This window comes from Bradyrhizobium sp. (genome assembly GCF_030693485.1).
Classification (GTDB): Bacteria; Pseudomonadota; Alphaproteobacteria; order Rhizobiales; family Xanthobacteraceae; genus Bradyrhizobium.
The window spans coordinates 1-11,251 of sequence record NZ_JAUYAN010000206.1; the positions used below are offsets into that span (position 1 = coordinate 1).

Consider the following 11,251-nt stretch of genomic DNA (forward strand, 5'->3'; position numbering starts at 1 on the left):
CGACAAACTGCCTAGCCCGGAGATCTGGCAGGCGCTTGCCGGAGCGAGCGAAGACGTCCCGATCGTCGAGTACAAGATCTTGGACAAGGATGTGAAGGGGCCGTTCCTCGAAAAGCTGCCGGCCAAAATGGACGACATGAAAGACCTCAAGGCGCTGGGCTACACCAGCGCCCGCGAGGCTCTCGCCGAGAAGTTTCATATGAGCGAGGGCCTGCTCGCCGCGCTCAACCCCGGCAAGAAGTTCGACAAGGCAGGCGAAGTCATTTTCGTGGCCAATGTGCTGAACAGGCCGGTCAGGCTGACGGTCGGCCGCATCGAAGTCGACAAGACGGGTCAAACGGTGAAGGCATTCGATGCCGCAGGCGCGCTTGTGGCGTTCTTTCCGGCGACGGTCGGAAGCGAAGAGAAGCCGACCCCGACCGGCAGCCTCAAGGTCGTGTCGGCCGATGCCAATCCGAACTACCGCTACAATCCCGACTACAAGTTCAAGGGCGTGAAATCCACCAAGGCATTCACGATCAGGCCGGGGCCGAACAACCCGGCGGGATCGCACTGGATCGGGCTGTCGGCGGAAGGATATGGCATTCACGGCACGCCCCATCCTTCCAAGATCAGCAAAGCCGAATCCCACGGCTGCGTCCGGTTGACCAACTGGGACGCCGCCCTGCTGGGCGCCAGTGTCAAAAAAGGAATTCCGGTAGCGTTCATCGACCATCCGGCCGGCGCGAAAAAACGCTGATTCATCAACACCCCCGCTACTGTACATGGGGTTGTTTTCGATATTTTGGTTTTGGAACCGAATGGAACCATAGGCGTTGCCGACGACAATCGCATGGAGACGAAAATGAGCCGCGGATTGCCCTCAATGACTGCGCTGCTGGGACTGCTTGCTATCGCCGGGTACCAGAACCGGGACAAACTGGCGGAGATGCTCAAGGGGGCCGGCACCAACAAAGCGAACCCCGGTGGCGGGGCCCCGGATTCTCCACTGGGAGGCCTGCTGGGCAATCTTGGCGGAATGCTGGGCGGCGCAGGCGCCGGCGGCCTGCTGAGCGGCGGCATCGGCGAATTGCTGGAAAAGTTCAAGCAGAACGGCGAAGGCGAGACCGCCGAATCCTGGGTCCATGACGGGCCCAACAAGGAAGTCACACCGCCTCAACTGAAAAAAGCGATCGGAGCCGATGTATTGGCGGCGCTGGAGCAGCAAACCGGCCTTTCGCAGGAAGAGCTGCTGGCAAGGCTCTCCCGCGAATTGCCGACCGCGATCGACAAATACACGCCGGGCGGCCGACTGCCCAACGCCTGATCCGAAGCACTGTCATCAACTGTATCAAGAAGGAAGTATCGACATGGGTATCTTGTGGACCATCATCATTGGTTTCGTCGCCGGCGTGATCGCCAAGTTCATCATGCCCGGCGATAACGAGCCATCTGGGTTCATTCTCACCACCATTCTCGGGATCGTCGGGGCCTTCGTGGCGACATTCCTCGGGCAGGCGATGGGATGGTATGGTGCCGGTGAAGGCGCTGGCCTGATCGGCGCGGTGGTCGGCGCAATCGTCGTCCTGGTCGTGTACGGGATGGTGGCCGGCCGTCGTCGCACCATCTAGTTCGAGGCGGCGACGTTCCTGGTATCTCATCGAGCGTCGCCGCCGGGAATTCCTGCCCAGCTAGCTTCCTCGCCGAGCCGCCGCACCGCGTGCCTCGTTGCGGCAGTCAGTACCTTCTGATGGGTCAACAGCGTGCCGTCGACTTCGGAGACAACGCGGGCAATGCGGCTCATGGGCGGGTCCGGCTGCCGGGGCCAAGCCCGAGCTGGCGCACGATATCATCGACGATGGTTTCAACCGTGGCGTCGATCGATACGGTGACAGGATTTTCATTTGGCGCCGGTTTCTCCAGCGTTTTGAACTGGCTGACCAGCAGTGCCGGCGGCATGAAATGCCACTTTCGCGCGGCCAGCCGGGCGGCGATCAGGTCCTGCGTGCCGTCGAGGTAGACGATCCTGACATCGTCACGGCCATGCACGAGAACCTCGCGATAGGCGCGCTTCAGCGCGGAGCAGGCGATCACCGCGCGTTCGCCGGCCGCGCAAACCCGGTCGATCTCGTCGGCAATCGCCTGCAGCCAGGGCCAGCGATCCTCATCGGTCAGGGCATGGCCGGCGCTCATCTTGGCGACATTGCTAGCGGGATGAAACCTGTCGCCATCCTCGAAACGCCAGCCCAGCCGCTCGGCCAGCCTTTCGCCAATGGTGCTCTTGCCGGAGCCGGATACGCCCATCACGATCAGCGCGCATGGCGTTGTGGCGGCTCCGGCCATCTATCCGAGCTTTCGCCAGCTGCGGCCGTCGCGCTCCATCAGGTCATTGGCCTCTTCGGGACCTTCGCTGCCGGGTTCATAGACCTTCAGCCCCTTGCCGCCGGCGTTCCTCCAGGCGTCCAGAAACGGCTGCACCGCCCGCCAGCCGGCCTCGACGCTGTCGGCGCGCTGAAACAGGATATTGTCGCCGATCATGCAGTCGTAGATCAGGGTTTCATAGCCGGTAGAGGGCTCCACCTTGAAATAGTCCTTGTAGAGGAACTTCATCTCGACGCCGTCGATGTCGATCGCCGGTCCCGGCACCTTGGTATTGAACTGCAGCGTGATGCCCTCGGTGGGCTCGGTCGAGATGATCAGGAAATTCTGCGACAGCCGGTCTACCGGCGTGTCGCGAAACATCGCGAACGGCGCCTGCTTGAACTTGATCGCAATCTCGGTGCGCTTGATGCCGAGCGCCTTGCCGGTGCGCAGGTAGAACGGTACGCCCGCCCAGCGCCAGTTGTCGATGGTCAGCTTCAGCGCGGTGTAGGTCTCCGTGGTGCTGCCGGGCCTGACGTCACGGGTCTTGCGGTAGTCGTCGATTTCGGTGTCGCCGACCTTGCCGGCCCGGTATTGCCCGCGCACCGAATTCTGCAGCGCCTCCGCTGCGGTCTGGGTCTGGATCGCCGCCAGCACATTGGCCTTTTCCGACCGTACCGAGTGCGCGTCGAATTTGGTCGGCGGCTCCATCGCCACCAGCGACAGCAGCTGAAACAGATGGTTCGGGACCATGTCGCGCAACGCCCCGGTGGCGTCGTAGAAGCTGCCGCGATGGCCGACGCCCAGTCGTTCGTCGACCGTGATCTGGATATGGTCGATGTGATTGCGATTCCAGATCGGCTCGAACATGCCGTTGGCGAAGCGCAGCACCAGGATGTTCTGCACCGTCTCCTTGCCGAGGTAATGATCGATCCGGTAGATCTGATGTTCGCCGACGAGATCAAGCAATTCGCGGTTCAGGGCCTGCGCGGAGGCGAGGTCGGTCCCGAACGGCTTTTCGACCACCAGCCGGCGCCAGGAACCATTTTCCGTCAGCATGCCGGTGCGGCCGAGCTCCCTGCTGATCGGCAGGAAGCCGCTGGGAGGCGTGGCAAGGTAGAACAGCCGATTGCCGCCGGTTTTCCTGATGGCCTCGATCTCGTCGAGCCGTTCACGCATGGCGTCGAACGAGGCCGGATCTGCCGGATCGGCTTCGATGCAGGTGACGCAGGCCAACAGCCGTCTCGCAATGGCGTCGTCCACCTTTCGGGTCGCAAACTGGTGCAGGCCTTTCATCAGGCTGGCGTTCAGTTCCTCGCTCGACATCGCCTTGCGGGCGATGCCGACGATGCAGAAATGATCCGGCAGGAGGTCATTGGCCGCGAGGTTATAGAGCGCCGGCACGACCAGCCGGTGCGCGAGATCGCCCGTGACCCCGAAAATAACGAACGCGCAGGGATCGGGCTTTTTCTGCTTCGCGTGATTGACGGTCATTGGTGTCAAGCCTTTGGCTTGACGAGATCAGGCGCGTTCTGCTGCACCGGCGCCGGATGCTGCTGCGGTTCCTTGTGGCCTCCGAAACCGTCGCGCATCGCGGACAGAATTTTTTCGGCGAAGGTGTGCTCCTGGCGCGATCGAAACCGCGCGAACAAGGCTGCAGTCAGCACCTCTGCCGGGACCGCCTCGTCGATGGCGGCGTTGACGGTCCAGCGGCCCTCGCCGGAATCATCGACATAGCCCGAATAACTCTCCAGCGTCGGATTCCTGGCCAGCGCCGACGCCGTGAGGTCGAGCAGCCATGACGGGATCACGCTGCCGCGCCGCCAGACCTCGGCGATGTCGGCGATATCGAGGTCGAAGCGATGCTCGGCGGGCAGGGCGTCGATATTGGCGTTGCGCAGGATGTCAAAGCCCTCGGCATAGGCCTGCATCAGGCCGTATTCGATGCCGTTATGGATCATCTTGACGAAATGCCCTGCGCCGACCGGGCCGGCGTGAATATAGCCCTGCTCGATTCGGGCATCGCGGCCTTGGCGTCCCCCGGTGCGCGGGATATCGCCGATCCCCGGCGCCAGGCTTGCGAAGATCGGGTCGAGCCGCTCGACCACCGCCTTGTCGCCGCCGATCATCATGCAATAGCCGCGCTCGATGCCCCAGACGCCGCCGCTGGTGCCGACGTCGACATAGTGAATGCCGCGCTCCTTCAGCGCCTTGCCGCGGCGGACGTCGTCCTGCCAGAACGAGTTGCCGCCGTCGATGATGACGTCGCCGTTCTCCATCCACTTCGTCAGTTCGTCGATGGTCGCCTCGGTGATCCCGCCCGCGGGCAGCATCACCCAGGCGGTGCGCGGCCGCGCCAGCTTCGCGACGAAATCCTGCAGCGAACTGCCGCCCGTTGCGCCCTCGGCCGCGAGACCCGCGACCGCCCTGGCGTCCTTGTCGTAGACCACCGCCGAGTGGCCGTGCTTCATCAGCCGGCGGACGATATTGCCGCCCATCCGCCCCAGGCCGATCATGCCGAGCTGCATGTGAAATACCCCTAGTTCAAGGCTTCCGCGATCGCGGCATCGAGCATCTTCAGTCCCGATGCGAGATCGCCCTTGAGATGCACGCGCAGCGCCCGGCGGCCGCGCCCGGTCAGCACGTCGAAATCGCCGCGGGCCTGTGCCGCCTTGATCACGCCGAAGCTGGCCTTCTGGCCGGGCACCGCGAGATCCTTGTCGTCCTCGGCGGTGATCTGCAGGAACACGCCGCTGTCGGGTCCGCCCTTGTAGGCCTGCCCGGTGGAATGCAGGAAGCGCGGGCCGAATTCGGCGCAGGTCGCGACGTGGCGTTTGTCGCGCACGGCAAGCCGCATGTTCTGCAGGCTGTTGATACGATCGGCATCGCGTTCGATAAAGGCAAGCAACGCCACGTAATCGTCCGCGCCGGCGCGGGCGAGATGGGCCTTCAGCCAGGAGCCGAGATCGCCATTGGCGCCGGCCTTGCGCAGGTCGGCGGCATTCCTGTCGTCGGTGTAGAGATCGGCCCCGGCGGTGGAGATGACGGGCTTTTCCGCAGGCAGTTTGCCGGTCTTCTCGAACGCCGTGGTCAGCTCGCGCGTCTTGATCTTGGCGTCCTCGACGTCGGGCTGGTTGAACGGATTGATGCCGAGCACCGCACCCGCCACCGCGGTCGCCATCTCGAACCGGAAGAATTCCTGGCCGATATGGTCGATCGATTTCATGACGATGCGGACCACTGGATGTCCGGCGGCTTCGAGCGCGGCCAGCCTCGCGTCATGCGCGGCGTCGTCTTCGCCTTCGGTACGGAGGTCGATGAAGAACCGGTCGCGGCCGTAGAGCGCGGGATCGCCGAGCGGCTCGCCGTCGATCGGGATCAGGCCCTTGCCTTCCTTGCCGGTGGATTCCGCGATCAGCTGCTCGGCCCAGGCGCCGAAATCGGCAACTTTTGCGGATGAGAGGATGGTGACCTTGTCGCGGCCTTCGAGCCCGGCCAGGCCCAGGGCCAGGCCAAGCTGCACGCCGGGATTTTCGTGCGGCGGCACGTCGGGACCGCAGGAACGGACCATCGCGAGCGTATGCTGGATCAGGGTGCGGACATCGATGCCGGCGGTCGCGGCCGGCACCAGCCCGAACGGCGACAGCACGGAGTAGCGTCCGCCGATCGTGGGATCGCCGTGGAAGATGCGGGCAAAGCCTTGTTTGGCCGCGACCTTCTCCAGCGACGAGCCGGGATCGGTCACGGCGATGAAGCGGTGGCCAGCCTTGTCGGCGCCGATGGTTTCCGACACGCGCGCGAAGAAATAGTCCTTCATCGCGTTGGGCTCGGTGGTGCCGCCGGATTTGCTGGAGACGATGAACACGGTGTTGGCAAGATTGACGGTGGCTTGCAGGGTGCGGACCTGCGCGGGATCGGTCGAGTCCAGCACATGCAGTTTCGGGAAGCCGGGCCGCTTCGCGAAGGTTTCTGCCAGTACTTCCGGACCGAGGCTCGATCCGCCCATGCCGAGCACCACGGCGTCGGTGAAGTCTTGCCCCTTTACGCGCTGCGCGTAATCCTCGTAGTCGGCGATGTTGGCGGCCGCGGCGCTGGTGAGCCAGCCCAGCCATTTGTGTTCGTCACTCCCGGACCAGACCGATTTGTCGTGCTGCCAGAGCCGGCGGATCTTTCCCGATGCGCGCCACTCCTCGGTGGCCTTCTCGACGGCCTTGGCAATAGTGCTGCCCAGCTTCATCTGCTGGCGGTCGATGCCTGCGCCGAGCACGCTGGCGCGCTTGTGCGCAACCGCGCCATAGAGTTTGTCGGCGGCATCGGCGAACAGCCGGACGCCGTCCCTGACCAGTTCGGCGGCGATGGCATCGAGCGAGATGCCGGATTTTTCGAGTTCGGCGAGAACGCGCTTGGCGTCCTCGATGTTTTGCTCGAGGCTATCGCGCGGCGTGCCATGGTCGCGGAAGGCGTCGAGCGTCGCCGGCGGCACGGTGTTGATGGTGTTGGGGCCGATCAGCTCCTCGACATACAGCACGTCGCTGTAATCCTTGTTCTTGGTGCCGGTCGAGGCCCACAGCAGCCGCTGCGGCTTGGCGCCCCTGGCCGCGAGCTTGTCCCAGCGCGCGCCGGAAAACAGCCGCTTGTAATCCTGGTAAGCCATCTTGGCGTTGGCGATGGCGACCTTGCCCTTCAGCGCGGCGAGGCGTTCCTTCTCGGAGGGGTCGTTGGCGCGCGCGATCTTCTCATCGAGTTCCTTGTCGACCGCGCTGTCGATCCGGCTGACGAAGAAAGAGGCGACGCTGGCGACACGTGAGGGATCGCCGCCGCTCTTGACGAGTCTTTCCAGGCCAGCGAGATAGGCCTCGGCGACCTCCACATAGACCCTCTGCGAGAACAACAGCGTGATGTTGATGCTGATACCCCGGCCGATCAGATACTGGATCGCCGGCAGGCCTTCCGGCGTCGCCGGCACCTTGACCATCAGGTTCTTGCGGCCGACGTCCTTCCACAGCCGCTCGGCCTCGCCGATCGTGCCCTTGGTGTCCATCGCCAGATAGGGCGAGACTTCGAGGCTGACAAAACCGTCTTCGCCCCTCAACTGGTCATAGACCGGGCGCAGCACGTCCGCCGCGTTCTGGATGTCCTCGATCGCCAGATGCTCGAACAGCTCCGCCACCGGACGATCGCCCGTTTTCAAGGCGTTCCCGATCGCGCCGTCATATTCGTCCGAACTGCCGATCGCCTTCTCGAAGATCGACGGATTGGAGGTGACGCCCTTGACGCCGTCGGTGTCGATCAACTGCTTCAGGTCGCCCCTGGCGACGAAGCCGCGGGCCAGGAAATCCAGCCAGACGGCCTGGCCGTGGCTTTCGAGTGCTTTGACGGGATTCATGATGCCTTGTTCTGTTCGAGCGGGATTTATCGCGGTTCCCCGCACCTTTTCTGGCGGAAGGCCGGATTGTCAACACGTCGTTGGGCAACGCTGAGGAGGGGAATATGCGCGTCCCCGGCGTTAACACCATTCACCGCGTATCGATCCCTCCGGGTCATGGCGGTTTGGTGGCGATCCCGGTTTCATGAGGTCGCTCTCGCCGATGATATCCCGGATGGCGGTTGCGAGGCGACCCGGAACTCAGCCTGGGCTCAGGAAAAGCTCGTACAGGTAGACCGAAATTTCGAACATGATCAGGAACACGATCATCGTTTCCAGCCTAATCCCGCGCTGCGCGTCGATCAGTTCGGTGAGTGGGGCCATCATCACTTCGATGGCGTCGAGCCTGCGCGACAGCGCCCTGGCTCGCTTCCTGAAATGGTAGGCTTCGCCCAGACCCTCGTGCAAACGTCTGATTTCGTCATCGTCCAGCAACAACTCAGGTCTGTCTTCCACCTCGACCCGCTCCAGAAGACGATGATGGATCAGCAGGGAATGTCCGACGGTGCGCAGCATCTGGCGTCGCTTCCACGGCAACCGGCCGGAATTGGCGAGATCGGTGGCGAAAGGTTCGAGCACCTCGATGAGTTTCCTGACTTCCTCTTCCTCGAAGGCGAGCGCGACATTCTTGCCAAGCGCATCGACAATGGCAACAAGGCGCGGCGGTGACAGGTTCCGGACGGTAATGGTGTCCCCCGAGACCCCCTCATTCGTTGCGAGCAGGATCTCCGACACGATGATGACGGGCGCGTCCAACCGGCTTTCGACACGATCGCCGAGTTCTTGCAGGAAAGCCTCTTCGTCAACAGGCGAAACTCCGATGAGGACGACGGTTCCGAAGGGCAACAATGCGGCCAAGCCGCCGCCGCCGAGGCGCAGTATCAGCGGCGACGACGTGATTGCTTCTGATTGATGGAAGTCGCCCGCTTCGAGGCTTGCCAGTCTGAGCCGACGGCCAAGGCGGAGCGCGCGAACGGGTAGACGCTGCTGGGAGGTCTCGCCCAGGGGCGTGATCGGGTTGTCGGTCATTTCATCTGGTGCAGCGGTCCGCATGTTCACGACGGGCCATCCGGGAAAGTTCGGCCTGAGCCGCAGACTGGCACGCCGCGGGAAGAACGGGCTTGCGTTACATCAATCTCACGACGAGGCACTTGAGTGAAGCCACCGCAGCGTCTGCCGCTTGCGCCGAACATCTGTCACTTCCTGGCGGGCGGTCACCAGCGAGGCACATCCATCGGTGGCACGGCAAGCCATTTTGACGCAGCGCGCGGCGTTGCGTTGCGGGCGTGCCGGGTCAATCCTCGGTCGCGGCAGGCGCGGGCACGTGCAACGGATCCGTTGTGATCGGGGAATGCCGGCGGGTTTGCGGGGTTAATAGGGCAGGGGAGGAACGCATCATGCACAACAAGACGCTCATCACGCTTCTGATCGGGGCCGTAACGACAGGGCTTTCCGGCATAGCGCTGGCCCAGACGCCGGCACCGGCGCCCGCCGCGCCGCCGCTGTTCGCGACCACCAAGGTCGAGGGCACCGACAACGTCTATATCTTCCGCTATCAGAACCACCAGGCGATGTTCATCGTCACGCCGGCAGGGGTGATCGCCACCGATCCGATCAGCTACGGCCGGCCGCAGGCGGCCAAGACCTATCTCGAGGAAATCGGCAAGATCACCAAGGCGCCGGTCAAATATCTGATCTACAGCCACCATCATTACGATCACATCGCCGGCGGCAAGCCGTTCAAGGATGCCGGCGCCAAGGTGGTTGCCCACAAGCGTGCCAAGGAGCGACTGGCGACGCTCAAGGGCCTCGACGTCGTGATCCCCGACGAGGCGGTGAACGGCAAGCGCACCATCACGCTCGGCGGCACCACTCTGGAACTGGTCGATACCGGGCGCAACCATTCGGATTCGTCGCTGGTGATGTTCCTGCCCAAGGAGAAGATCATCTTCGCCGTCGACTTCAATTCGCTGGGTGCGGTGCCGTCGCGGCTCGCCGTCAACGATTCCTATCCGACCGAATGGGAAGCCTCGTTGAAGCGCACGCTGGCGCTGAAGTGGGACCGCCAGATTCCCGGCCATCCCGGCCCCGGCGGCCGGCTCGGCACAAGGGAGGACATGGAGAAGCAACTCGCCTTCATGACCGACCTTTCGGCCGAGGTAAAAAAGGCCGCCGACGCCGGCAAATGCTTCGATCCCGCGGGAAAAGATGTGCGCCTGCCGCAATACGGCACGCTGACCGGCTATGAGGCGAATATCGAGTGGAATATCCACCGCTGGTGCGGCTATTGGGGCCGCGGCATCTGATGGCCGGCGGCTAGTGCACCGTTCGGTGACGTGAAGGGCCGGCGCGGCAGGCCAGCGCATGGAGCTGATGAAGCTCGGTTTCGAGATGCTCGTTGACCAGCAACAAGGCTTCAAGGGCGCCGCGCATGTTGCCATCGCACGCCGAGATAATCTTCTCGATCGCCATTTCAGTTCGCTTGGAAGCCATTTGTATTCCCCTGCATACGCTACGCCCGTGGAGCCATATCCAACAGAGATTGGGGCGGAATTTCGGGTGGGAAAAGATCATTTGGAGGCGTGGAGCCACGATAGTCGGGCAGTCCGTCGTCCGTAGGGCGGATTCTCTTAATCCGCCAGCTCGGATGGATCGGCGGGTTAAAGTGAACCCGCCCTACGCGAGCTGAAATGCCGTCATGCGGCGCCGGCAAATCTTCACGCCGCTCGTAAGAGGGGCAACGTCAGGCGCGGCTTCCAGCAAGCTCCGAACAAGCTTTCCCTATCGCGCTTCCAACCGCAAATCAGGCCACGCGGAATGATGGAATAGTGCCGGTGATTTGCCCGACGTGTCAAAATGTTCTGCGAGATCGCTCAAAGCGCAAATCGAGCTGATACAATCATTGCATGGGGTTGTTTTCGATATTTTTACTTTGGGGCGAGCGCCTGCGACAAATTAGCCCGTCGGGCAAGATTTCGCTTTTCCAGAAACCCAAATCACCCGTATGACTCACCCATCCTGTTCCTGAGGAAGGGGCGTTGGCCATCGTTACCGAACGCTGGGATGGGATGCGGTGGACGCGGCGGCATCGGGCGCGGATGGGATTGCAGGGCGGGATAAACTCCGTGAGCGGTCTTCAGGACGTAAACGAGCGGTGCCGAAGCGTACGGCAAAAGCGTGTGGACCCGACGCATCACTGGTAGGCGTCAAGTCTTGCGGAGGTGCAAAGGCCCAACCGGGCCGGAGCGCCGGTTTCCGCGAGGCGACGGAGGCGACAAAGGCCATAATTCTCCGGGGTGAGCGCGTGATAAGCCGTCAAGCCATTGCGCAGGGAATGTCGGATGTTCTCCGCTGCCCTGTATGCTCGTGTGCAGCTTTTTTCGTACGACTTCGCACACGAGACCGCGGGTGCAGCGCGCATCCGGCATTCCCTGCTCCCTCGTTCTTGAGGGAGAACGATATGCAAACCTCGGGCAAATCATGCCG

At 63.0% G+C, this 11,251-nt stretch carries 11 protein-coding genes; 4 read left to right on the top strand and 7 right to left on the bottom strand.

The window, feature by feature from the left end; all coding sequences use genetic code 11:
* From Q8N40_RS15400 to Q8N40_RS15410, 3 genes are all read left to right on the top strand, one after another.
* Nucleotides 1-739, top strand: a 739-nt coding sequence (locus Q8N40_RS15400; RefSeq protein WP_305712411.1) for a L,D-transpeptidase, incomplete at its 5' end; no start/stop codon positions are given.
* Nucleotides 740-844: 105 nt separating this feature from the next.
* Complete coding sequence (locus tag Q8N40_RS15405; protein WP_305712412.1) at nucleotides 845-1,306, top strand: YidB family protein; 462 nt, start codon at nucleotides 845-847, stop codon at nucleotides 1,304-1,306.
* Nucleotides 1,307-1,349: 43 nt separating this feature from the next.
* Complete coding sequence (locus Q8N40_RS15410; protein WP_305322119.1) at nucleotides 1,350-1,610, top strand: GlsB/YeaQ/YmgE family stress response membrane protein; 261 nt, start codon at nucleotides 1,350-1,352, stop codon at nucleotides 1,608-1,610.
* 26 nt (nucleotides 1,611-1,636) lie between these two features.
* Here the strand turns inward: Q8N40_RS15410 and Q8N40_RS15415 are convergent, their stop codons facing one another.
* The 6 genes from Q8N40_RS15415 to Q8N40_RS15440 all read right to left on the bottom strand — a co-directional run bounded on the left by Q8N40_RS15415 (nucleotide 1,637) and on the right by Q8N40_RS15440 (nucleotide 8,818).
* A complete protein-coding gene (locus Q8N40_RS15415) occupies nucleotides 1,637-1,783 on the bottom strand; it encodes a hypothetical protein (protein ID WP_305712413.1) in 147 nt (48 codons plus the stop codon).
* Nucleotides 1,780-2,322 carry a gluconokinase gene (locus tag Q8N40_RS15420; protein WP_305712414.1) on the bottom strand — a complete coding sequence of 181 codons (543 nt, stop codon included), beginning with the start codon at nucleotides 2,320-2,322 and terminating at the stop codon, nucleotides 1,780-1,782. The genes Q8N40_RS15415 and Q8N40_RS15420 overlap by 4 nt, the downstream gene beginning before the upstream one ends.
* Complete coding sequence (zwf, locus tag Q8N40_RS15425; protein ID WP_305712415.1) at nucleotides 2,323-3,834, bottom strand: glucose-6-phosphate dehydrogenase; 1,512 nt, start codon at nucleotides 3,832-3,834, stop codon at nucleotides 2,323-2,325.
* Between the two features lie 5 nt (nucleotides 3,835-3,839).
* Nucleotides 3,840-4,868: a phosphogluconate dehydrogenase (NAD(+)-dependent, decarboxylating) gene (gene gnd / locus Q8N40_RS15430; protein ID WP_305712416.1), complete on the bottom strand. Its 1,029-nt coding sequence runs from the start codon at nucleotides 4,866-4,868 to the stop codon at nucleotides 3,840-3,842.
* An 11-nt stretch (nucleotides 4,869-4,879) separates the two neighbouring features.
* On the bottom strand, nucleotides 4,880-7,726 hold the full coding sequence (locus Q8N40_RS15435; RefSeq protein ID WP_305712417.1) for a bifunctional transaldolase/phosoglucose isomerase: 2,847 nt from the start codon (nucleotides 7,724-7,726) through the stop codon (nucleotides 4,880-4,882).
* A 240-nt stretch (nucleotides 7,727-7,966) separates the two neighbouring features.
* Nucleotides 7,967-8,818, bottom strand: a complete 852-nt coding sequence (locus tag Q8N40_RS15440; protein WP_305712419.1) for an RMD1 family protein — start codon at nucleotides 8,816-8,818, stop codon at nucleotides 7,967-7,969.
* A gap of 344 nt (nucleotides 8,819-9,162) precedes the next feature.
* On the opposite strand from Q8N40_RS15440, the gene Q8N40_RS15445 reads away from it, so the two are divergent.
* The gene (locus Q8N40_RS15445) at nucleotides 9,163-10,071 is read left to right on the top strand and encodes an MBL fold metallo-hydrolase (RefSeq protein ID WP_305712418.1); all 909 of its coding nucleotides are present in this window, start codon (nucleotides 9,163-9,165) and stop codon (nucleotides 10,069-10,071) included.
* A gap of 10 nt (nucleotides 10,072-10,081) precedes the next feature.
* On the opposite strand, the gene Q8N40_RS15450 is transcribed toward Q8N40_RS15445, so the two are convergent.
* The gene (locus Q8N40_RS15450) at nucleotides 10,082-10,237 is read right to left on the bottom strand and encodes a hypothetical protein (protein WP_305712420.1); all 156 of its coding nucleotides are present in this window, start codon (nucleotides 10,235-10,237) and stop codon (nucleotides 10,082-10,084) included.
* Nucleotides 10,238-11,251 lie beyond the last annotated feature (1,014 nt).